Here is a 22762-nt window from a genome sequence, read left to right as displayed (position 1 = left end):
TATCGCCTCGAGGAAGCGAATTCACCAACGCAAAAGCTAGGCGGCTCCCGCCGGACAGTCGAGCTTCTTCCGGATGAAGACCATCAGGACCGTCTTGAAGGCGTCAGGCGTAAGAAACTGAACGAGTTGAAATGCACGGTAGATGCTGCGGTTGTTGGCGTGGTAGGCTGGCTCCGCATCCCAGGCATATACAAAATGGTCAAACCGCGCGGGTGGAAAATACCTCCGCAGCGTAGCCGGCGTGTTCAAACGATAGACCGCCGGAAAGATGTCCTCATCCTTGCGTTCGGGTTGTGCCGAGCTGAGTATGGTGCGGCTAATTCCGCTCGGGATCAGGCGGTTGGCCAATGCGATGTAGCCGTACCTGTTTGGGGTTCGCGCGCAGATCCAGCCGCCGGGCTTCAAGAGTCTGTCCATCTCGGCGGAGCTCTGAGCCGGATCCGGAATATGCTCGAATGTGCAATCCGACAGGATGATGTCGGCGCAATTGGCGGGCAGCGGCGCACGTCCCGTCGGATCCAAGAGCATCGCCTCGTCCAGCGACGGATTGGTGAAGACGGCTTCGTCGACGTCCAATCCGATGACTTGGGCGACGCGTCCCTTGAAATTGCAGAGATTGCGCCGGTACTCCGAGCTGGCGTCTTCATGGATCGCGCCACGGCCCGCGCCGAAATCGATCATTCTGGTGCTCGGCGTCACGAGGGCATTCACGCGCTGATAAAACGCAATCGTGCCGTCGATTCTGGAAAATCCGCCAGCGGCCAATTCCGGGAAGAAAGTTGAATGCATGGGACTCACTGACGCTGGTGCGCTCAAGAGAAATGACGGCCAAATATCCAGGCAGTCCTCGTCTGTACCACGACCGGAATGTTCTAGACCGGCGGTCGGGACGACGACCCGCCGTGATACAGCAGATCCTGATAGGCCGAGGTCTCACGAATTTCGAACGCGCTCGGCAGGTCTATGATGCTGGCGTCTCCGCGGCTGAGCCGAAAACTCACTTTGCCCGGCACGAGCGGAGTTCGAAACGACGTGATTCCAGCTTTCGCCTTCAGGCTCTTTGAGCCCTTCGCGGTCGCTATCGTGAGCTCGCCCGGCTCCTTCAGGAACGCAAGCAGCTCGATGTCATTCTGAGGCGGATCGGCAAAGCGACTGACCAAATTTGTTGCGAACCGAAACGGTTGAGCAGAGCCGGTCCCGGCCGCCTCGGTGGACTCGATTCGGTGAAAATAGTAGAGCACGTCTTCAGTGATCGGCGGCATCGTGCCGTTCTTGAACCAAGCGATATAGAACGCAGCGAGATCATAAAAAGCATACTGAATGCTGGTGGACGGTCGAATTTCGGATCCTTCGGAATAGTCGTTCCAGGTGGCGATGTTGACCGCGTCGGAGCCGATTTCCATTGCCGCGATCCATGAAGCCCGGAACAATTCACTGTTGTGGCATTCCGAGAACCAGCGATTGTGCGGCCGGAAGTCCTGCGGCCACACCACGGATGCCCAGACCTTCCCAGCCTGTTTGGCCAACTTTCCCACTTTCTTGAGGAGAGGGATGTCGCTCAATTTGTCGACTCCCCACATCGATGCACCATCGATCAACTCCATGAAATCGATCGTTTTGCGCACATCGAGAAATGTTGGGTAGAAGAAGACCTTCTCTCCGCCGGCCGTCAGTCGCTGCAACAGTTCCTTCCATCGGCCAACGTCCCACTGCTCGGGAGAAAAGGCCCCCAGGATCAGTCGGCCGTCCGATTGGCGCGCGACGTGGGAGTTCCGCGCCAGCTTGAGGATTGCGTCGGCGATCGCATCGACCGGTGTCTTCACCAGAATTACGGTATCGATCGATAGTATGACTTCAAATCCCGGCGGGCCCCGTCGGGCGGCCTCGAGCATGTTGCGTAGATGGATCATGTACGGGGATTCGTCGTCTATGCCTCCCATGTTGAACAGGAAGCCATCCAGCCCGATGCGATGTGCGGCCTTGATCTCATCAAGCATGTCAAGCACAGCCCAGTTTGCCTCCGGGCGTGGAGGTCGAGGCAGGGGCCGTTCGCGAACGAAGCCGCCTTCGGCCCGAAGTTTGCCTTGGGACCCGTCTGGCGACAGATAGTCGGCATACTGATCTTTGTCCGCCGGCCAGTTATCAAACGAGGTCGGAAACCAATGCCAATGAGCGTAAACTTTCTTCGTCTTCGCTCCCGAACTCGCCGCGGCCACTGCCGAGGCCGGCATTGAAGATGCTCCCGCGAGGAGGATGCCGGCGGAAAGAAGCTGACGCCGGTCCATACGGGCATGCAGCTCAAGGTCTTCGTAAATCCGGGCCGAGGGAAAGGGCATTCAAGTAAGTATTCCGTTGATATCTTCTATATATTACAAGGATATCTCACCTGAGTTTTGGCCGCAAGGTGAGCGAGTTCGAAGCGTTAACGCGACCGAGATATGTACTGTACGATCTGCGCCGAGGTTAAACTGCGGTGGGATGTGCTCTTTCCAGAGCCGGCGCCGCAACGCGGAGCTCGGCGAACTCTGATGTTTTTGGGTTATGAACCAGCTCTCGCGTAACGCAGCCGCTTCCCAGTTGTATGTGACGCCGAAGAGCGTCTTCGACTATGTCGTGATCGGCTCAGGCGGAGCCTACTTGCTCCTTTCGTTCACCCAGGCCTGGTCGAACCCGCGTGCATCGTCGATCGCAGCAGTGATACTCGGGGTGAACGGGATTGTTTCCCTGTTCGGATTGAAGATCGCCCTGGCCAGATCCTACTTGCTGTTCGTCGTCTTTTTCGTTTTCAACCTTCTGTTTCTGGCCGTGGCGCCTCTTCAGCAGATCGGAAACGACTTCGATCCAATTCTGGCTGATGTAAGCCTGGTTGTGCCGGCCAGCGTCCTTTGCGCATTCATGACGATCGTGGGCCTCTGCTTCGTCATCTATCGTCCCTTTCGCGCTCCCGAACCCCGCCATAACCGGTTTCTGGACAGAAGCCTCGCCGCCGAGCAAAACCCGAACTACACCCTTTTGGCAGCTGCCTCGCTCGTCGTATCGCTGGGATTGGTTGGTTATCTTGGCTCGTCATTGCTTCAGGTGAATCGCGAGGCCTTCGGTTCGGTGGTTGGCGAAAGCAAGATGATCAACATTCTGGTCACGGCATTCTTCCGGCCATTCACGCTGGTTGCTCCCGTCATCGGTGCGAGTGTCGCTTTGACTCGCCGGAACACGGGCTGGGTGACGTGTTTTGCAATTCTGCTTCTGGCGGGTCTCTTCATCAACAACCCGCTCATTTCTGCGCGTTTTCGCTCCTCGACATTGATTGTATTCTGCGTGCTTGCGATATTTGGCCCAAGAAGCGTCCGTTTGTTTCTCGTCACCTATTTTGCCGGATTGCTGGCGTCGCCCCTATTCGGATCCATTTTCCGGTACGCGAACGTCTCTCTCGATCAGCGGCCGTTCTCCCAGTTCTTTGTTCATCCTGATTTCTCAGGCCTCGATCTGTTCTGCTATGCCATCATGTGGGTCGAAATGAAGGGCCTGGAATGGGGATCGAACATCATGGGCGCACTGCTGTTCTTCGTTCCCCGCGATCTTTGGGCCGGGAAGGGAAGAACGGTCGGTGAGATCATGCATGACTACATCTTCATCCTGAAAGGCTTCGGCACCGACAACGTCTCGGCTCCGCCGCCGATCGAAGGCTATTTCAGCTTCGGGATTGTTGGGGCGATGCTGATGTCTGTCGCGATCGTCTATGTTCTCGATCGGGTAGAACGTCGCGGCCTCACTGCCCAAAGGCTGTCGCCGCTGTACTTCATTCTCTGTCTTTCGCCGATGCTTTGCATGATCTTGCTCCGCGGCCCGTTTCAAGTGGGGTGGTCGGAATGGGCAATCCATAGCTCTACCGTCATGGCTTCGGCGGTCATGCTCCTCCTCACCAAACGCGCTGTCTATGTTCCTGCACCCCCCTCAATTCGCCGCGGGTCGATGCCCGAGACGTCGCAGAAGTGAGAGGTTAACCGGGCTGCGTTCGGATACGGCCCGAGGCTCCCTTGAATGCTACCCAAAGCGCCGCGGCGCCATTGGCAATCGCCAGGGAGACGAACGCGCCGGTAACTCCAAGGGCCAGGCAACTGGGGATCGCGATGACGGCGGTTATCGCCGCGGCGATCAAGCTGCCGGCCTGCATCAGGCCCAGCCGCTGATTGGCCCTCAGCCACATGCTCACGGTGGCAAGTGCGAGGGCGAAGCTCGTCGAGATCAATGCAACTGGGATGGAACCTCCGAGTGCGGCATACTTGGCTCCGAAGATGAGAGAGGCCGCGTCGTTGCCGAACCAGATTGCCATCACGGCCAACGGAAGCGGAGCGAAGACGATCAGAGTCAGGATGAGCAGGTGAGGGGTTTCAATCTGGCTGATCTTCGCGACCGCAATGCGCGGCGTGATGAATCCTGAGAGCCCGCCAAGCAACTGAGCGAATGGAGCTATCACGGCGAACATCAGTCGATAGCTTGCAACGGCTTCGGGCGAGTTCAGAAACACGAACACGAACGGATAGACATTTGTCGTCGCGAGGCCGAGGAGGTTGTTGATCAGGAACGAGTACCCCGCCCGGAAATGGGACTTCAGGGAGATGTTCTGGCTGTCGTTGAGCTTGTGAGGGATGTTTCGCCAAGCTGAGACAAGGAAGACCAGATTGCCGAGGATGAAGGGTACGGTATATGCAAAGTGCGATTCCAGATTGACGTGGGGCAGCATCCAGGCTGACCCGATCAGGACAGTTGCGTAAGCCGCTGCTGCGATGGCGGAGGCTTGCACGTGTCCCTGAATGTGCATAATTCGCCGAACGAACTGGACCGGACCGGCAAAGCTGAAGAACAGGCAAGCTAGAGCAACAACTGTGAGCGTTTGCACCTCGTGAGTGCTGCTGTTCAAGACGAGTGCGCATCCTGCGGCCAGTGCCAGGCAGCCAAAGGATACATTGACCGTCCACAGGCGCCGCAACAATGATTGTTGACTGGCCTGTGCGCTGATTCCGGTCGCGATGATGGGATCGCAGATGACCGCGTGATGAGCGCCAATGAGAATGAGATAGCAGGTATATCCAAGGCTCAGCTCGGCGAATTCGGCCAGCGGCAGCCGGCGCGCAATCACCGCCAGGTAGAAGAAATTGGAGAAGCTGAAGATGACCTGCTCGCTGCCCAGGACGAAATATTTGATGAGGTAGGTTTTCATCTTTCCTGAAACTGGATTGCTGCTGGCGGGCGCTGGGGCTTGGCGGTGGTGCTCTGATCGCACAACGTTATAGGATGATGCGGAGCCCTGATGCGAGCTTGTTTGAGGACAAAGTTAATTGCCTAATTCTCATTCTGAGTGAACGAATCCACGATCGGGCGCGCGCCCATACGATTGGCAGCATCGCTGGATGAATGGGCTGCCTCTACTGGAGGGAAGCGGGGCAAGACATCAATAGGCCACGGGATCGCGAGTCACTTGTACCACGGTGCGCAAGATGATCTTCGCGTCGAGCCAGATGCTCCAGTTGTTGATGTACCACAGGTCCAGGTCGACCCTGGACTTCATCATACTGACGGTCAGCGTTTCGCCGCGGTAGCCGTTGACCTGAGCCCAGCCAGTGATGCCTGGTTTAACGTGTTGGCGAAACGCGTAGTTGCTGATGACCTGCTCATACTCCGAGTTGTGCGCAGCCGCGTGGGGGCGGGGGCCGACCAGCGACATGTCGCCCAGCAGGACATTGAAGAGCTGCGGCAGTTCGTCGATCGAGGTCTTGCGTAGCCATCTGCCGACCGGAGTTACGCGAGGATCGTTCCTGCGCGCCTGCGGAATGATCGGCCCATCTTCCAGCACGCGCATCGTCCGAAACTTGTAGATCTTGAAGGCGCGACCGTTGAAGCCGTTCCGGGTTTGCCGAAAGAGCACCGGGCCGCTCGATGTGCATTTGATCAGGATCGCGGTCATCAGCATGACCGGTGCGAACACCAGCAGGCCGAGGCTGGCGCCGATCAGGTCGAACGCGCGTTTGAGAGCCTGTTCTTGCCGCGAAATTGGTGCGCGCCGTATCTCTGCAATCATGCTGCTTCCGGCCGTCGCGACCGGGTAGCGCAAGAACCTCGAGACGTCTGGATCGGAGACGAGATTTACCGGTATCGGAAGGATTCTCATCGCGTCCGCGATCATGTCGATCGCGTGCCAATGATCCCACCTGAGCAGCAGGAACACCTGTTCGATCTGGTTCTCTCGCGCGTAGGCGATAAAGTCGTCAAGGCGCGGACCGATCGACGGAATCAACGACGGCGAAGTCAGACACTCCGGGCGGAGCTCCATGATCCGCGTGATCCGGTAGCCATGCTGTGTGAGTTCTGCCATGGCCTCCGATGATGCCAACCCGCGCTCGGCGATCGCCACGGCGCGGCGCCTGGCGAAGGCGCCGCCGTTCCGCAACGCAGTCGTGACAAATCGCGCAATGGCTGCCTTCGCCGGCAGAAGCAGAACTGGCGCGACCAGGTAGAACGAGATTATCGTGCCGCGCGAGATTTGATTGCTGGCCTTTATCGCAAAGGTGATAACGATCAGCGCGCCGAACAGGGCGGTCCACGTTGCCAGTGTCTTTTTGAATAGCCGCGGCAGGTCGGTAAAGTTCTTGAGAGCGTAGCCGTGCTGAACCTTGATCAGAAGCACGAAGTTGAGCGCGACGACGAGGCTGAGCGCGGTGTAGACGTCGAGCTGGTCGTGCTCCGGCCGCGCATAGATCTGGTATCCGGCAGCACAGCCAGCGCCGCTTGCCACGATGATGATGGCGTCGGCCACAAGAGCCAGCAGTTCAACAATGTTCGGTCGCCACCATCTCACTGCTAAACTTGCGCGTGCCGGATTCGCCTCGTCGAGCACGTGAATTTCTACCGGACTGTCCGCGGCGGAGGTCGGGCGAGCCGATGCAATTGTCATAATATCAACTCAGGACAAGGAAAGATCGGGTTGGGTGCTATCAGGAAAGGCAGTAGCCGAAAGACGAATGAAAAAATAACCTTACTTCTTGTGATCTCATTATCCTAAATCTGCCATTTGGAACACAAAATTCGAAGGTCGGAAGAGGATACGTGCATGCGTCACCGACGGCGGCGATCGGGATCAACGGTGACGCGCCGGGTGGCGATTGGTCTCGCGGCGCTGTCCGCGACCGGCCTTGTTGTCTTTGCCTTGGTTCCTGATGTCGCGCCCGTCCACACCCCCGCCGATTCCTCGTTTCACGCCGGCTTCTTCCTGGATGGGCCCTACTCCGCCCGCTTCGCCGGGGAGATGATTGCTGCCAGGGAGGGCTATTTCAGGCGAGGCGTCGCATTGAGAGCCCTTCCAGACGATCCTGGTTTCGTCGAAACGGTTGCGCGGGAGAATGCAATCGGGGTGACGACCGGTCAGAAGTTCTTGCTTGCCGTTTGGCGGGGGACTCCTGTCACTGCCTTTGCAGCCAGCTTTCTCGACACCTCGGTGGCGATTTTTGCGCTGGAGCGGTCGGGCTTGCATCGCCCGGACGACCTCATCGGCAAGCGCATCGGTTGCCGCGAGGGGAGTGAGGCAGAGGTCGTCTTTGACGCCATGATGGCCAAGCTTCGATTGCCACGTAGTCGGATTGTCAAAGTCCCCGACCGGGCCAACTTCCAGGCGTTGAGGTCCGGGGACGTGGACGCAATCGTTGTCCCGATCGATCAGCAGCCCAGCCAGACAAGCGCGGACTACGTCCCATTGAGCGTCATGAAACCTCAGGACTACGCAATCCACGTGCCTGGACAGGTTTATTTCGCCAGCAACGATCTGATTCGAGACCGGCCGTCCGCAATGGCCGACCTGTTGCACGGCTTGGTTCGGGGGTGGCAATTTGCCTATGCCGACTACAGCCGGGCGATTCCGATCATTGTCGATTTTGACCGGTCGCGCCTCGTTCCTGAGCGCGTCAAGTTCGAATTGGAGCAGCAGCGGTCGCTTGTGCTGCCTGTTGGCGCCCGAATAGGCGAATACGACGAAAGTCGGTGGCGAACGCTGCGCGACATCCTGGTCTTCGCGGGTCTTGGCCGGGAGAACGCGCCGCTGTTTCAGGCTGTCAGCAAACAATTCGTCAGGGGCGAATACCGGCGAGCGCCGGAAAAGGAGGGGGCGGGCGCCTTCTAGCGGACCCGATGAGACATTCCGTGGTGGTGGATGGGCGCGCCATGGTCCGTTGCCTTTTTCTGATCCCGTTGATAAACAATAAACTCGATATCCGGCTGAATTTTGAAATATTCTAGTTTGGCGAATTTCGTCGCCGGCTGGCGAGCGCAGGGGAAGGCGATGGCGAAGAAGACTATCCGGCGTTTGGGGTTGTTGGTATCGGCAATGGTCCTGTTGGCCGGGCCGCAGGCAATCGCTGCGATGCAGTTGCCGGCACCCCTAGTCTCGGCACCCGTAGTCCCGGCGCCGGTCGAGCACGTGTTGCCGGTCACCTTCTGGGCTCAATCTTATCCTTACCGCTATGTGCCGCGGCGGCGTTGCCCTCAAGTTCGCGTGGAAACTCCCTACGGCTGGTATTGGGACCGGGTCTGTATAGCGGAGACCAGCCCGATCCTTCGCCGGGCTTACTAGGAGGGGCGTTTCTCGGAAGGCTTCCGTTGTTGCTTGACGGCTCTCGGCGGTGCGCGTTCATCATTAAAATGATCATTTCTTTACTCCGTTAATGAGAGCTGCCACCACCTCGCAGCGAAAGTGTGGGGAGCGAGAGACTGGCGCGTTGCGCAAGCGCACGTTCTGGCCCGAAGGTTCACGGACTGCGGGGCTGAGTTCGGTCAGGCTGCCAAGATCAGGCTGCCAAGATTGGCACAAGCCGTGCCGTGTCGACGTGGAGCGAAGCTCGTCTCCGATGATTGGCGGGCCTGTACCAGGCGTAGTTCCCTTGATTTCGCACCGGAGTTCAAGCGGCGATTAGCCGCCGCGGCAGCGATCGTTCAGCGGAGGCTGTTGAGCCAATGCGGTGATCCTTGGCTGTCTCGAGTTTTGGATACGAGTTATCGTTCAGGAATTGGATTGAATGCGCATTCTTTTGATCGGCATCAATTACGCTCCCGATCTGATCGGTGTGGCCAAATACAATACGGAGCTTTGCGAAAGCCTTGTTGCCGAGGGCCATGAGGTGAGGGTCGTTACGGCGCCTCCCTACTATCCGGCCTGGAGCATCCCCGCCGGTTTGAATACCTCCTATTTCAGGCGCTCGATGATGGAGGGCGTGAGCGTAGTGCGAGCGCCGATCTACGTTCCCAGGCAGCCGACCGGTGCAAGGCGTCTGATTCATCACCTGTCCTTTGCACTGACAAGCCTGGTGCCGGCGCTGATCGATGCATATTGCTGGCGGCCCGACATCATCATTTCAGTCGCGCCGTCGTTGATGTCGGCCCGATTTGCTTCCTTTGTTGCTCGTCGTATCGATGCCAAGTCGTGGCTTCATGTACAAGACTTCGAGATTGATGCCGCATACGGTCTGGGCCTGCTCCGGAATGCTTCACTGCGAAAGGTGATGCTCAAGGCGGAGGCGGCGGTCCTCAGATCGTTTGATCGCGTTTCCAGCATCTGTCCGCAAATGGTGGAGCGTTTGTGGGACAAAGACGTTGATCCGCAGAGAACGACCGAGATCCGGAACTGGATCGACACGGATGCGATATTTCCCCGTCCGAAGAAGACCAGATATCGCACATCCCTGAATATCGACGAAGATGACGTCGTTGCTCTCTACTCCGGGACCATGTCGGCGAAGCAAGGACTTGACCTCCTCGTCGAAGCCGCCGCCCTTCTTCGGCGCAATCCGCGACTGCATTTCATTCTGGCAGGTGAAGGGCCGCACAAGGCAAGACTGGTGGAGATGGCCTCTGAGAATCCGAGAGTCCATTTCCTGGGACTGCAGCCGAACGAAAGTTTCAACGAATTGCTGGCGACGGCCGACCTTCACGTAGTCCCGCAGAGGGCGGAGGCGGCCGATCTCGTATTGCCGTCCAAGTTGGGGGCGATGTTTGCGTCCGCGCGTCCCGTCGTCGCGATGGCAGAACGGGGCACGGGGCTTGCTGCCGAAGTGCAGGGTGCCGGCCTGCTCGTTCCGGCGGGAGACGTTCGATCGCTTGCAGATGCCATTCTTCAGTTGAGCGAAGATCCCTCTCTTCGCGAGAGGCTCGGTGCAGAGGGACGAAAGCGTTCCATCGAGCGTTGGGACCGCCGTACCATCGTGCGTCGCTGGATCGCGAGCATGAGTTCGATCTGCGGTCGGCCGGGCAGATCTGAACACGGGCCAGGTGTGGTTTCCGGGAAGGCGGCGGCATCGATCGATGACGCTCTTCCTCTGTCCTGACGCGACACGTCAGGATGTCTCCTGCGTTAATGATCCGTGCCGGCTACGATTGACCTGCATGGAAGGTCGCTTCTACATGTCTCCGGTGGTTGAGCCATTCTATCATCATCGTATTTGTCTCCAATCCCGGCGGTCAACGGCAGGTTTTTGCATATGAGTGGACGTGTTGCGCTAATTACGGGCGTTACTGGACAAGACGGTGCATATCTCGCCGAGCACCTCGTATCGCTCGGTTATGTCGTTCATGGCATCAAACGGCGTTCGTCTTCCTTCAATACGGCTCGTGTCGATCATCTATATCGGGACCCGCACGTTGGTGAGGTGCCGTTCCTGATGCACTACGGCGACATGACGGATTCCACCAATCTGATCAGGCTCGTGCAGCAGATCAAGCCGACGGAGATCTACAATCTGGCGGCGCAGAGCCATGTCGGCGTCAGTTTCGAGAGTCCCGAATACACCGCGAACGCCGACGCAATCGGGGTACTGAGGCTTTTGGAGGCGATCCGCATCCTGGGCATGGAGAAGGATACGCGGTTCTACCAGGCATCCACGTCCGAACTGTATGGGTTGGTGCAGGAGATCCCGCAGAGGGAGACAACGCCGTTCTATCCGCGCTCGCCCTACGGTGTCGCGAAGCTCTACGGATACTGGATCACGGTCAACTACCGCGAGGCCTACGGGATGTTTGCCAGCAACGGCATCCTGTTCAACCACGAGAGCCCCATCCGCGGTGAAACGTTCGTAACCCGCAAGATCACGCGCGCTGTGGCCCGCATCGAGGTCGGGATCGAGGATACGCTTTACCTCGGCAATCTCGAGGCGAAACGAGACTGGGGGCATGCCAAGGACTATGTCGAAGGGATGCACTTGATCATGCAGGCGGATAAGCCGGGCGATTTCGTGCTTGCCACTGGTGAGACCCGCTCGGTGCGCGAGATGGTTGAACTCTCCTTCAGGGAGGTGGGACGCGAGATCGAATGGCGCGGCAAGGGCGTTGATGAGATTGGCGTCGACCGAAGCAGCGGCAAGACGGTGGTTCGAATCGACCCGACCTACTTCCGGCCAACCGAGGTGGACATTCTGGTTGGCGATGCCAGCAAGGCGAACCGGGTGCTGGGTTGGAAGCCGAAGCGGACGTTCGGCCAGCTGGTGCACGAGATGGTGGCAAGCGATCTGAAGGATGCAAGGCGGGAGCGATCGAGTGCCAGCCACGGAGTTTGATCTGAAGGGCAAGAGCGTCTACGTCGCCGGGCATCGTGGGATGGTCGGTGCTGCACTGGTGCGCAGGCTCGCGCAAGAAGACGTGCGGTTGCTCACCGCGAAGCGAAGCGAAATCGACCTGACCAACCAAGCTCAGGTGTTCGATTGGTTCGCAAGGATGCGGCCGCAGGTCGTGTTCGTCGCAGCGGCCAAGGTGGGAGGAATTGCCGCGAACGACAAGCTTGGCGCCGAGTTCATCTACGAGAACATTGCAATCGCGGCTAACGTCATCCACGCTGCACATGCAAACGGTGCCGAGAAGCTGATGTTTCTCGGTTCATCCTGTATCTATCCGAAATTCGCGCCTCAGCCGCTGCGCGAAGAATCGATCTTGACTGGTCTGCTTGAGCCGACCAACGAGCCCTATGCCATCGCCAAGATCGCCGGCATCAAGATGGCGGAGGCTTATCGGCGCCAATATGGCTCCGACTTCATCAGCGTGATGCCGAGCAATCTCTATGGCCCCGGGGACAACTATCACCCGGAATACAGCCATGTCGCAGCGGCCCTGATCCGACGCTTTCACGAAGCCAAGGTCGCCGGAAACAAGAGCGTCGTCGTCTGGGGGAGCGGCTCGCCGCGCCGCGAGTTTCTCTTCGTTGACGACATGGCGGATGCTTGTATTCACCTGATGAAGAAATATTCCGACGAGAGGCCGATCAACATCGGGACTGGCAGCGACATTACCATCGCTGAGCTCGCCCATATGATCGCCGGTATCGTCGACTATCAGGGAGACGTCGTCTTCGACCCGACGCGTCCCGACGGAACGCCGCGCAAGCTGCTTGATGTCAGTCGTCTCTCAGCACTCGGGTGGCAGGCCAGGACTCCGTTGGAGGCCGGGATGCGGCGCGCCTACGAGGCCTACCTGAGGACCCAGGCATCCGCTATAGACAGCGGGTGAAACATAGTCCTCCCTCTCGGCCGAATTTACCAGAATGCGCGAGTTCCAGAAGTTGGATCAGTTTCGTGTGCCGCCGGGATTTCGCGGACGGGGAGCGGTCGTCGTGGTGCTTTGGCAGGTCGTTCAATCGACGCTCTTTGCACTTTCGCCTCAGCCCTTTTTTGCATGGCGGCGTTTTCTGTTGCGTCTGTTCGGAGCAAAGATCGGCCGTAAGGTGCTGCTGCGCCCGACGGTGCGCGTGACCTACCCCTGGAAGACCGAGATAGGGGACTTTTCCTGGGTCGGCGATCACGTCGAACTGTATAGCCTGGATTTCATTTCGATCGGCTCTCATTCGGTAATTTCGCAGCGATCCTATCTCTGCACGGGATCGCATGACATGGACGACATCGCGTTCAGCTACATCACCGCCCCGATCACGGTCGGCGATCAAGTCTGGATCGCCAGCGACGTGTTTGTTGCGCCGGGCGTGAAGGTGGGCAGAGGCGCCGTCGTCGGCGCGCGGAGCACCGTGCTCAGGGACGTTCCTCCCGAGGTCGTGGCCATTGGCGAGCCCGCGCGGGTCGTGCGCGATCGCCGCGCGTCCGGTGGGGACAAGTCCCGCAATGCACTCTCAGAGCAATCCGATCCGCGCCGCTAGTTGGCTTGAGCTGCGGGTCCAAGATCCTGGTCCTGCGTCGTCTTCCGGCGATCGACGTGCAACGGATCCAGCACCATCCGGCCAACCAAAGGGCGTTGATGCACCAACCATGGAATGAAACGAAGCGATTGGTTGGTTGGGCGATGCGATCAATAAGCTCGGGCGTTTGGGCCGACGTCATCGCGGAGTCCGATATGAACATCACCGGTTCATCGCGATTTTCGGAGCTTCGGCCGTGGCGAATCGACGACCGGAGAGATTTCGCGCGACACCCTTGGTTCTCGACCTGGAGCGCTCACGGGCCGGCTCGGGCGCGAGTTGCAATCAATTCATAATTCAACGTTAAATTACATGCAGCTCTTGCGAGCTGTTCTCAGGGCAAGTGAATTGCAGCAATCCTGTTGCACTCTCATTCGGCACTCGCGGCCAGAGCCTAGGCTCGGCTGACTGCGGCTCCTGCGAAGCGGGCAAGTCCGAAGTGCGCGTCCACGGGATTGTCGGAAGGTCATGACCTTCGATGTTCGGGGCTCGGCATGACCGCCCCTATGTTCCTCGATGAGGTATTCCGGATCACGGCTCTCGGCCGCTCCAGATCAAACGTCGCGCCGCAGCCGTCCTCGTTTGACCTCAATCGAAAAGTAGGGATATGTAGACCCAGAAAATGCAACCTCTGCGGTGATGTCCGAGCGACGATCCATGCGCCCGAGGGGAGTGAATGCCTATTGATCGCTACGCCGAATACTCGGAAAATCGAAATGGGCTAGAGGCAGGGCCGAGGGAACGGCTGATGCCAAGAACTCTCCAGGAGCAACTGGACCAGGTTGAGCGCGACATCAAGCTCTTTACGGAGTTTGATAGGGCAGAGAAAGCTCGGTTCAATCGCGAGTCTTTCCTGTGGACTGCCGAGGACCGCATCGAGTGGCAGGAGACTCAATCCGACAATGCTCGACAACTACGAGAACTTCTCGACGAGCGTGACGCTTTGCGCAGCCAGCTGGATCTGTAAAACGACGGTTGGGGATGCTGCAATCCGCAAGGGAGAAATAGCGGACTCTCCCTTAATCCTACACTAACAAGTACAAGTTTCAATCTTAACAAGATTCGTCCTTTGGTTGCTTTGCCGTGCGCGATGTTCCTTGGGGGCACACGGCACGCCGCCATCGGAACGATTGATCAATCCGGCAGCGGACCGTGGCTGACGGATCGCGATCGTCAGTGCGGATGATACGAGTTCGAGCGCATGTGGTCGCGCATCGCCCAGGATCTCGAGAAGGTCCATGACGGCAGCCGGATACTGCTAGCCCTCCTCAGTCGGGATGCGGGTGATATCTGTGAGCGAGAGCCGACCCGGAGTTGCAGCGGTGAAATGGCGCGCCGTGACGTCTTGCGCATGACCCAACTTGGGTACGATCCGTCAGACTATGTCTTCGGCTTGCAGGTTTGCCTGCTGTCACTCGCGAGGCATCTGGGCGATACTTGCCCGAGCCAAAATGACGAGAAGCAGCCTTGGAGAATGCGCCGGCTCACATCAGGCGATCGACCCCGGTCAATCCGGGGCCTTTGGTGTTCAGCACCAAGTAGCTGAAGTCGATTCGCTCCGGTTTCCTACCGGACGTACCAATAGCCCCACCAGCGCTGGGACACCGGGCGCGCCTGCGCCTTCATGGCTGCGACTTCCTCGACCGGGCGAAGCTGGGGGCCGTAAATTGCGGGCGGGTAGACGTCATCCCATAGCACAAATCCGCCTTGGACGTGGGCCGACCGCTGATGTGCCGGAGCAAGGGAGAGCTCGGCGGCCGGAGCGACGGATACCGCCAAGGTGAGGCCGAGGGCAGACAGGGCAATGGATGAGATAACGGCGCGGAAGTTCATTGGATTGTATCCCTCGTGAATGAGATACGAAATAATGCGACGGGTTCCAGATGGTTGCAAGGGCGTGGGCTGGCTCGATTGCTCTAAATTTCGTGCGCGAGAAAGAGGCGTCCGTTCGACGGCAACAGGATGCGAAGGCCGCGAGCACTCTCTCTCTATATAGAGAGTGGCGCTTGTGGAAAGAACTCGAGCGTTGCTGCCGAGATGAGATGCATGGGAGGCCCGCCGGGCCGGCACAAGCGCTGCATGCGCACGAGAGATCACGCCTGAACAATCTTTCGGCGCCAGGAATCGATGAAAACCATGATGTCGACACACTGCTTGGCCTTGATAAGTCTCGCACTATCCGGGACGACTCCTATGGCTTCTGCACTTGTCACCGCTTCCATTTTCGGCACAGGCCTCATCTTGGGATACGCATTGCGCGCCTGGCGCGTCCAGCGAGGACCTGCGAACTCATCCTGCGGCATCTCGCGTCGAGTGGCCCGGCCGACTCCCACCTCGACATTCGGCCATGCCCGGCGAGCCTTTTAGGTAAGGTCCGATTGGGGCGCAGGGATCCGGGGTCTCACTGAAACGAATGGGGCATGACGTATGAGTGAACCCAAGAAGGACGCGCCTCGGCGCTACATCGTCGATGGCGCCGGACAGCGTGTGCTCGTTGGGTTGACGATCTCCGAGACAATCGAATTCGAAACCCTGGACAATCCGAATGCTCGCTTGAGCGCTGGTTTGGCTGGCGAGCAGCGTTGTGTTCGCGAGGGTGAGAACGAGCGTTGGCTCGAGCTCTACGTCAAACATGAGCGGGCCTGGAACGATTGGATGGCCGAAACCCGTGCCCGGGTGGAGAAGCCCCGCTTGCTGAACTAGGCGAAGCCCTTCGCCGTGGCGGGCATGCCGCGTCCGTGTCACACCGCGAGCATGCGGCTTCCCTGGATGCTCATCAGGGTGAGGTTGCCGGTCGCATAGGCGCCGGTGTCGATGTTGACGCGGTTGGTCAGGAATTCCGCGCTGCGGACCGGCGTATGACCGTGGACAATATACTTGCCGAACTGCTCCTCGCTCCGGAGGAATTCCTCGCGAATCCAGAGCAGATCGCGCTCCGTCTGCTCGGCCAAAGGAACGCCCGGGCGAACGCCGGCGTGGACGAAAAAGAAGTCTCCGCAACTGAAGCTCAGCCGCAGGTTGTCCAGGAATTCCAGATGCTCGGTCGGCATCGCGCGAATCAAATCGCGCATGATCGATGCCGGTTCGTCGCGCTTGAGATCCGGCGGGGCAAGTCCGTACGACATCAATGTCTGGGCCCCGCCGAAGGCAATCCAGTCCTCGAACAGGGAAGGGTCTTCGAACACCCTCACCAGAAAGGCCTCGTGGTTGCCCTTGAGGAAGACCGCATTTCCCCGGCGGCTCCGCTCGACCAGGATGTCGAGGGTCGAGCGCGTATCCGGGCCGCGATCGATGTAATCGCCCATGAACACTTCGACGGCATAGCGCGGCCGGCTGCGCTCGACGTCGGCGTCGATCACCCGCAGCATGGGCTGGAGCAAATGCGCGCAGCCGTGAATATCCGAGATCGCATAGATGCGGACGCCGTCCGGCAATTGCGGTTTGGGAATCGGCGGGCGTGGTCGCGCGAGAGGGTTCATGGCGCTCAATCGATCGGGTGGTCGAAAAAATGTCCCCAAGTCGCAGGCACCGGAGAGCTTCCATCCAACACGAACAACGCGAATTCGGTGGGGCCGCGCCTTTGTTCTCCGACCTGATCGCGCCAAAAGAAGGGCGCGGCATCTTTTGCCGACCCTGTTTCGGCGGCAGGGACGGCGGGGGTCCAGGAACAGGAGTGGCCCGCAGGAATTGCATCGCTGCTTCGAAGCTTGCGGCAAGTCTGCATGACTCGGAGCAAATCTTTGCATGCATCCATAGATAGAAATCCGGGGAAATTCTCGTGCCGGCCTCGGCTTTGCTTCGGCGGGAGCAACGCAACGCCTCAAAGTTGAGCGAAGTAGCGTTGATGCAACGATCGGTATCGCATCGGACGCGGAACTTGATTCAAAATAGGGCAGTCCGTTCGCTCATATGTCAGCACTGTGACGACATTTTCAGCGCGTCGAATTTCGCGTGCGTATTTCAACACGACGCATCGTCCGTGCGCCGCAAAAGTTTTGCGTGCAGCGCCACAATGTCGCTGCGATCAATCAACACTTTCCGTGCGGGGAATTGACGAGTCTTCAGCATCACGATGAGCGTCAGGCACTCTCTCGATAAGCAGAGGTTCGAATGGCTGTTGCAACTTATGGTTCTGAGAACGCTCATGCGCTGTCATCCGCGCGCGGCAGCGCTCTTCAGAGGCCTTTTCAGATCGTCGTCATCGCCGCTGACTTTCTGTTGATCCTGTTGAGCTATGCGGCGGGTGCTTCGTTGTATGGTATGGCCGTCGCTTCGCCTCCCGACGGCGCATCGGTGGGAGCCGGATTGTTTGTCGGCGTGGTGTTCGTCGGGATTGCCTATTTCCGGGACGTCTATTCCACGCACCGCCTGCTCAATCTCGTATGGCAGCTTCGAATGGCGGTGTTTATCTGGCTGACGTCGCTCACGATCCTTGCCGTTGCGGCCTTCCTGCTGAAATCGACGGACAATCTGTCGCGAGGCACCGTCATCGTGTTCGCCTTGATCGGCGGGCTTGGCTTGATCAGCCTCCGCTTCGGCTGGCAGGCCGTGTTCGGCACGAGCTTTGCGAGAAGCCGCCTGGTCGACCGCAAGGTGATCCTGCTCAGCCTGAAGCCGCTCGACTTCACCTCGAACCGCTTCAAGGATCTGCGGAGGAACGGCTTCGACGTCATGCGCCATTTCGTGCTCGGAACCGACCGGGATGATGGGCACTGGGAGCGACAGATCCGCGACGTCATCCGTCAGTCGCGTTCGGCTGATGTCGATGAATATCTGCTTGCGATCGACTGGAACGAATTGCCGATGCTGCGCAAGCTCGGTCCATATCTGCGCGCCGTCCCGCAGCCCATTCGCCTGCTGCCGGACGATCCGGTCGCTGACCTGGTGACCCGACCTTTTCTGCCGGTCAGCGGAACCGTAGCGGTTGAGATCCAGCGTCCCCCGCTCACTATTCTCGAGCGGCTGCAAAAGCGCTGTCTCGACATCGGTGTCGCCCTGTTCGCGCTCGTGATGCTGACGCCGCTGCTGCTGACCGTCGCCGTGCTGATCAAGCTGGATTCACCGGGAACCGTCATATTCCGGCAGTCGCGCCGCGGCTTTAACGGCAGGCCGTTTGAGATCTGGAAGTTTCGAACCATGACCGTTTGCGAGAACGGCGAAACGATTGCCCAGGCGACCAAGAGGGATGCTCGGGTCACCAAGATCGGGCGCTTCCTGCGGATGACCAGCATCGACGAGCTGCCGCAGCTCTGGAACGTGCTGCGTGGGGACATGTCACTGGTTGGACCGCGCCCGCACGCGCTCGCCCATGACAACTACTACGACGAGCTCATCAGCAAGTACGTCTACCGCCATCACATGAAGCCGGGCCTGACGGGCTGGGCCCAGGTGAACGGTTTCAGGGGAGAAACGCCGACGATCGACCTGATGGAGAAACGTGTCGAGTATGACGTCTGGTACGTTAGCAACTGGAGCATCTGGCTCGACCTGAAGATCATGGCCCGCACAGCATCCGCAGTGATGTTCCAGGAAGCCTATTAGTCGCTCAATTTCTGAATTGCCGGAACCTCGGACCCGAGGCCTCAGGTTCCATTCCGCGGCGGCTTGCCGAACAGCCGCATGATGGCATCGCGCAGGGCGAGCAGGGGCGGCACGAGCACGAAGAAGGCTCCCATTGCAACGGAGACGATGACGTGGCGGATCGAGAAGGGTTCGTCCTGCTCGATCTCTCGCCGGCTTGGGTCGATGGGCGCCGGTGAGAGCGTCGTCGTCATCGGCTGCCGGAGCGGCTTGCGCGGGGGAACTACGATCAACACAAATAGAATGTTGAGCAGAACCCAAATAGTCAGAATCGTAAGCGCGATCAGCATCCGAGCCACCGGAAAGGAATATGAGGCGAGATTAGCCTCAGGGTGCCGAGAAGGAAAGATGCCTAAAGTTTCGGCAATTTGAGGCGTCAAGGCCAGGATTGTCGCGTCTTTTCGACGGATGGTCGCCAATGGCCGCACTGTCCTGGCCACCATCTTTGTCGTCAATCCTTGCTTTTGGCTAGAGCAATAACTGCAAGTTGTGGATTCCGGACGAATACGGAGATAGCGAGCCGGACGCGCAGGGGACCAAGTCCGCTTGGCAGCTCCCGAACGAGAGAGATCCTCCCCCGCAGCAATTTGGCTCGACCAACGATCCCATGAAGAAGCGCGGCCCTGTGGCCGGCAAGATCCGAGCCAGTCCAGCTGAAGCACGATCAGCGCTGATTTGCCGAGCCGCTCACCCCGCCGGGGAGGCTCCACATCGGTGTCGGGGAGGGTGAAGCACGGCGCCCGACCTCCTCCGCCCGCGCGAACGGGAGGCGCGCTGCCTCCGCTCAGGCATGCTCGACGTAGTAGCTGTTGTGGTGCTTGCCCTTATAGGCCTCGATGCGCTTGAGCATCTTCGGGTTGGCGCGGTTGAGCACGGCGCCGAGCAGTTTCTTCTGGAGGACTTCCGACCCGGAAACCGACTCCTGGAGGGCGCTTCGTGTCGTCTGCCCCCATTCGATGACGTAGACCATGGCATCGATCAGGAAGCTGACGGCCTTCGAATCCGCCACCGGCATCACCGGGGCGAGATCGATCACGATGTACTCATAGTGCTCTCTCAGCACCTTGAGCAGTTCGGCCATCGCCTTCGATCCGATGACGTCCGCCGAATTCACCATGCGGGAAGCTACCACGGAGGGGAGGAAATCCAGTCCCGTTTCCTTGCTCCGCTGCACGTGGTAGCCGAGGCTCGCGGGATCGTTCAGCGCCTCCACCAGTCCGCTCTTGGCATTGGGCGCGAGCTCTCGCGTCAGCGAGCGCGTGTGCAGATCGCCGTCGATCAGAACCGTGCGGTGTCCCGTGAGAGCGATCAACTGCGCGAAGTTGGCGGCGACGGTCGTCTTGCCTTCCTTGGGGAGGGAAGAGACGATGCCGATCACCTTGATCTCGCGGGTCAGGCGGGCAACGTCGATCGACACCTTGATGTTGCGCAGCGTCTCCGCAAACCGCGAGAACGGATGATCGACGACGTAGCGAGACAGATCGGAGGGGCCGGCCTTCTTGGACGGTCGGATATCGGGCAGGACGCCGAGGCACTTCACGCCGAGCTCGTCCTCGACCTCGCCGGGGGTCCGCAGCACGTCGCTCAGCAGCTCACGCGCGAATGCGACGCCGAAGCCGAGACAGAGGCCGCCTACCAGGCCGCCCACCAGCGCCAGGACCGTGCGCGGAGAGCTCTTGCGATCCGGCTTGGTGGCGGTGCTGATGAGACGGGCCTCGCTGAGCGGGAAGCTCTGATTCTGCGTCGCGCTTTGCAGCTTCTCGAGGAAATTGTTGTAGAGGTTGCGGTAGGTGTCGGCGGCGCTTTCGAGATCGCGCAGCTTGACTTCGGCCTGGCTGGTGTGACCGGCTTGGGCGACGAGATCCTTCACGCTTTTGTCGAGAGAAGCCTCCCGGCTCTTCGCGATCTCGTAGTCGCTGCGATAGGCGTCTCCGATCCGATGCAGTTCGTCCGCCATGTTCTTGCGGATTTCCTCCATCTTGTTGGCCAAATTGACCGCGGCAAGATGGGTCTTGCCGTAACGCTTGGACCAGTCGGCATACTGGGCCGCGAGATCGAGATATTGCGCGCGCAGCCGCGTGATGACCGAGTTGTTGAGAGCGTCGGTCACCGTCGATTGTGCGACGTCCTGGTCCGAGATCGCGGTGATCCGGTCGAGGCGGGCCTTGGCCTCGGCTGTTGCAGCCCGCGCTTGAACCAGCTGCGTATTCAGGTCCGACAATTGCTGCTCGGACATCAGGCCGCGGCTGGTTCCGACGATGTTGTGCTCGGCCTTGAAGGTCTGCACGGCGCGGTCACTTGCCGTTGCCTGCTCGCTCAGCTCGAGGCTGCGCTGCTGAAGCCACTCGGTTGCCCGCTTGGTGGACTGATATTTGGCTTCCAGGGCGCCGACGAGGTAGGCATTGGCGATGGCATTGGCGATCTTGGCGGCCTTGTCAGGGCTCCGCGCGCGATAGTTCAGCGACAAGACATACGTCGTCAGGACGCGTTCCGTCCGCAGATTCTTCTGAACCTGCTCGACCACGGCATGTTCGATTCGCTCCTGGGACGCCGGTTCGCCGGAGCGAAACGGCGACATGACCTTGCCGAGGATGAGGGAGAGGAGGCCCGGATTCGAACCATTGAACTCCGGATCCTCCGTCAGCTTCAGGCGACGGACAACGGACAGAATCAGGTCGTCCGAATTGATGATTTCGACCTGGCTGTCGACATAGCCGGTATCGATCAGAGCGCTGCTGGTGTTGCTGTCCTTGTCCAGCACCTGCGCCTGACGCGTATCCATCATGATGCGGGCATTCGCCGTATACATGGGCTGCGCCGTGGCCAGGTACACGATCACCAGGGCCAGCGAAGCTCCGACGCAAGCCGCGATGATCGGCCACTGGCGGCGCAGCACATCGGCCACGCGCTCGAAGCTGAGGACCGCTCCGCCGAATTCGATGCCGAAGCGGTGGCCCGACTGGAAATGTTCTCTGGGCTGGTACATCTGTAAATTCGCTGCCTTTGGGGATCGCTGATCAATTCGGTAGGGGGACGGGCTTGAATGGGTTGGCCAGCTTGGTCTTCCATTCGCCGTCGAGCAGGGCGCCGCCTCGGGGCGGCTGCGCAAGGCCCTTGCCTTGCGATTGGGCCTGCTGGGCGCCGGAGTTGTCCTCTCCCGCCGCGGAATAGCCTGCTTGCACGTTGAGATCTCCGATCCGCTGAACGAAATCCCTGATCTTGCGCGCCGCGTCAGGCTTCGTCGATGTGCACCGTCCTTCGGCAATCCGCAGCGCGGCGCCGATGGCTGACCGATCGGTTGAAGCCGATGCTGAGATGAGCGTCTGCACGGACGGCAACACCGATGGATTCGTCGCGATATAAGTAGAGAGCCGATATCGCAACTTCTCCTTGTCATTGCGCAGTCGCTCCAGAAGCGACGACGGCGACTTTACGAAGGTGTCGAGTTCGAGCTGCGAGGCTCGGTCCGAGAATTCGACGCACTGGGCGTGGCAAACATCGACACTCATGGCGATCAGAGCAGAACCTGCCAAGGCGACCGGGAGCCATCGCGGCTTCATATGACGACGTGTTGCTCCGCAGCCCATCCGTGTCCCTTCCTCCCTGTTGCAGTAGGAGAACACCCGAAACCTGGCAGCTAACTGTGTCAATTTTTGTGCGACGCAAAAGCTGGATGCATCGATCGCCGACACCGAATGCGTGAGCTGCTTCCGGCCGGTTGCAAAATGAGGATGTGCAATGCCTGCGAGATCGGCATGTTCGCGCACAGGAATGTTGCAGTTTGAAAACAAAAGAGGCGTTCGCATGTCGAGGCGCCGCAAGCACGCGTCGCAAAACCGACACAAGCGCCAGGCGCGACTATTGTTCCTTGTCTGCAGAAAAGTTTCCGTGCGACATTTGCATGCGGAGAGATCAATGTCTCAGCACTGGCCTCCATCGCAACAGCGCCGAATTTCGCGCACACTTTCCACG

19 protein-coding genes are annotated in these 22762 nt (G+C 59.3%); 9 read left to right on the top strand and 10 right to left on the bottom strand.

What is annotated here, in order from left to right:
• Positions 1–36: 36 nt before the first annotated feature.
• Both IC50_RS02755 and IC50_RS02750 read right to left on the bottom strand, forming a co-directional pair.
• A complete protein-coding gene (locus IC50_RS02755; RefSeq protein ID WP_157460798.1) occupies positions 37–816 on the bottom strand; it encodes a class I SAM-dependent methyltransferase in 780 nt (259 codons plus the stop codon).
• A gap of 56 nt (positions 817–872) precedes the next feature.
• Positions 873–2336: an endo-1,3-alpha-glucanase family glycosylhydrolase gene (locus tag IC50_RS02750; protein WP_081492328.1), complete on the bottom strand. Its 1464-nt coding sequence runs from the start codon at positions 2334–2336 to the stop codon at positions 873–875.
• A 205-nt stretch (positions 2337–2541) separates the two neighbouring features.
• Here IC50_RS02750 and IC50_RS02745 point away from each other — a divergent pair, with 205 nt between their 5' ends.
• Positions 2542–3993 (top strand): hypothetical protein, encoded by a 1452-nt coding sequence (locus IC50_RS02745; protein WP_035700090.1) that lies wholly within the window; start codon positions 2542–2544, stop codon positions 3991–3993.
• Positions 3994–3997: 4 nt separating this feature from the next.
• On the opposite strand, the gene IC50_RS02740 is transcribed toward IC50_RS02745, so the two are convergent.
• Together IC50_RS02740 and IC50_RS02735 are read right to left on the bottom strand one after the other, a co-directional pair.
• The gene (locus tag IC50_RS02740) at positions 3998–5218 is read right to left on the bottom strand and encodes a hypothetical protein (RefSeq protein ID WP_035700088.1); all 1221 of its coding nucleotides are present in this window, start codon (positions 5216–5218) and stop codon (positions 3998–4000) included.
• A 231-nt stretch (positions 5219–5449) separates the two neighbouring features.
• Positions 5450–6949 (bottom strand): undecaprenyl-phosphate glucose phosphotransferase, encoded by a 1500-nt coding sequence (locus IC50_RS02735; RefSeq protein WP_081492327.1) that lies wholly within the window; start codon positions 6947–6949, stop codon positions 5450–5452.
• A gap of 189 nt (positions 6950–7138) precedes the next feature.
• Here IC50_RS02735 and IC50_RS02730 point away from each other — a divergent pair, with 189 nt between their 5' ends.
• Positions 7139–8167, top strand: a complete 1029-nt coding sequence (locus IC50_RS02730; RefSeq protein WP_244429507.1) for an ABC transporter substrate-binding protein — start codon at positions 7139–7141, stop codon at positions 8165–8167.
• Here the strand turns inward: IC50_RS02730 and IC50_RS41015 are convergent.
• Positions 8164–8478 (bottom strand): hypothetical protein, encoded by a 315-nt coding sequence (locus tag IC50_RS41015; RefSeq protein WP_035700086.1) that lies wholly within the window; start codon positions 8476–8478, stop codon positions 8164–8166. The genes IC50_RS02730 and IC50_RS41015 overlap by 4 nt on opposite strands.
• 581 nt (positions 8479–9059) lie before the next feature.
• On the opposite strand from IC50_RS41015, the gene IC50_RS02720 reads away from it, so the two are divergent.
• The 5 genes from IC50_RS02720 (at position 9060) to IC50_RS02700 (ending at position 14177) form a co-directional block, all read left to right on the top strand.
• Positions 9060–10364: a WcaI family glycosyltransferase gene (locus tag IC50_RS02720; RefSeq protein WP_050990859.1), complete on the top strand. Its 1305-nt coding sequence runs from the start codon at positions 9060–9062 to the stop codon at positions 10362–10364.
• Positions 10365–10517: 153 nt separating this feature from the next.
• Complete coding sequence (gene gmd / locus IC50_RS02715) at positions 10518–11588, top strand: GDP-mannose 4,6-dehydratase (protein WP_035700084.1); 1071 nt, start codon at positions 10518–10520, stop codon at positions 11586–11588.
• The gene (gene fcl / locus IC50_RS02710; RefSeq protein ID WP_035700082.1) at positions 11569–12531 is read left to right on the top strand and encodes a GDP-L-fucose synthase; all 963 of its coding nucleotides are present in this window, start codon (positions 11569–11571) and stop codon (positions 12529–12531) included. Before gmd ends, fcl begins: the two co-directional genes overlap by 20 nt.
• 34 nt (positions 12532–12565) lie before the next feature.
• Positions 12566–13171, top strand: coding sequence for a WcaF family extracellular polysaccharide biosynthesis acetyltransferase (locus tag IC50_RS02705; protein WP_050990857.1), 606 nt, complete (start codon positions 12566–12568; stop codon positions 13169–13171).
• Positions 13172–13886: 715 nt separating this feature from the next.
• Entirely contained in the window at positions 13887–14177 is a 291-nt protein-coding gene (locus IC50_RS02700) for a hypothetical protein (RefSeq protein ID WP_244429506.1), read from the top strand.
• Between the two features lie 599 nt (positions 14178–14776).
• Here IC50_RS02700 and IC50_RS02695 read toward each other — a convergent pair.
• Positions 14777–15043, bottom strand: a complete 267-nt coding sequence (locus tag IC50_RS02695; protein ID WP_035700081.1) for a hypothetical protein — start codon at positions 15041–15043, stop codon at positions 14777–14779.
• A gap of 594 nt (positions 15044–15637) precedes the next feature.
• On the opposite strand from IC50_RS02695, the gene IC50_RS02685 reads away from it, so the two are divergent.
• Positions 15638–15913 carry a hypothetical protein gene (locus tag IC50_RS02685; protein WP_035700077.1) on the top strand — a complete coding sequence of 92 codons (276 nt, stop codon included), beginning with the start codon at positions 15638–15640 and terminating at the stop codon, positions 15911–15913.
• Between the two features lie 38 nt (positions 15914–15951).
• On the opposite strand, the gene IC50_RS02680 is transcribed toward IC50_RS02685, so the two are convergent.
• Entirely contained in the window at positions 15952–16689 is a 738-nt protein-coding gene (locus IC50_RS02680; protein ID WP_035700075.1) for a metallophosphoesterase family protein, read from the bottom strand.
• 631 nt (positions 16690–17320) lie between these two features.
• Between IC50_RS02680 and IC50_RS02675 the strand changes: the two genes are divergently transcribed.
• On the top strand, positions 17321–18751 hold the full coding sequence (locus IC50_RS02675) for an undecaprenyl-phosphate glucose phosphotransferase (RefSeq protein ID WP_035700073.1): 1431 nt from the start codon (positions 17321–17323) through the stop codon (positions 18749–18751).
• A 41-nt stretch (positions 18752–18792) separates the two neighbouring features.
• On the opposite strand, the gene IC50_RS02670 is transcribed toward IC50_RS02675, so the two are convergent.
• The 3 genes from IC50_RS02670 to IC50_RS42880 all read right to left on the bottom strand — a co-directional run bounded on the left by IC50_RS02670 (position 18793) and on the right by IC50_RS42880 (position 22611).
• Positions 18793–19080 carry a hypothetical protein gene (locus IC50_RS02670; protein ID WP_035700071.1) on the bottom strand — a complete coding sequence of 96 codons (288 nt, stop codon included), beginning with the start codon at positions 19078–19080 and terminating at the stop codon, positions 18793–18795.
• A gap of 494 nt (positions 19081–19574) precedes the next feature.
• Positions 19575–21776 carry a Wzz/FepE/Etk N-terminal domain-containing protein gene (locus tag IC50_RS02665; protein WP_035700070.1) on the bottom strand — a complete coding sequence of 734 codons (2202 nt, stop codon included), beginning with the start codon at positions 21774–21776 and terminating at the stop codon, positions 19575–19577.
• Positions 21777–21807: 31 nt separating this feature from the next.
• Entirely contained in the window at positions 21808–22611 is an 804-nt protein-coding gene (locus IC50_RS42880) for a hypothetical protein (RefSeq protein WP_244429505.1), read from the bottom strand.
• Positions 22612–22762: the final 151 nt, after the last annotated feature.

It is taken from the genome of Bradyrhizobium genomosp. I (2014), from assembly GCF_000261685.1.
Taxonomy (GTDB): domain Bacteria; phylum Pseudomonadota; class Alphaproteobacteria; order Rhizobiales; family Xanthobacteraceae; genus Bradyrhizobium.
The sequence above is the reverse complement of the archived record's forward strand: the minus strand, read 5'-3'. Positions and strand labels throughout refer to the sequence as shown.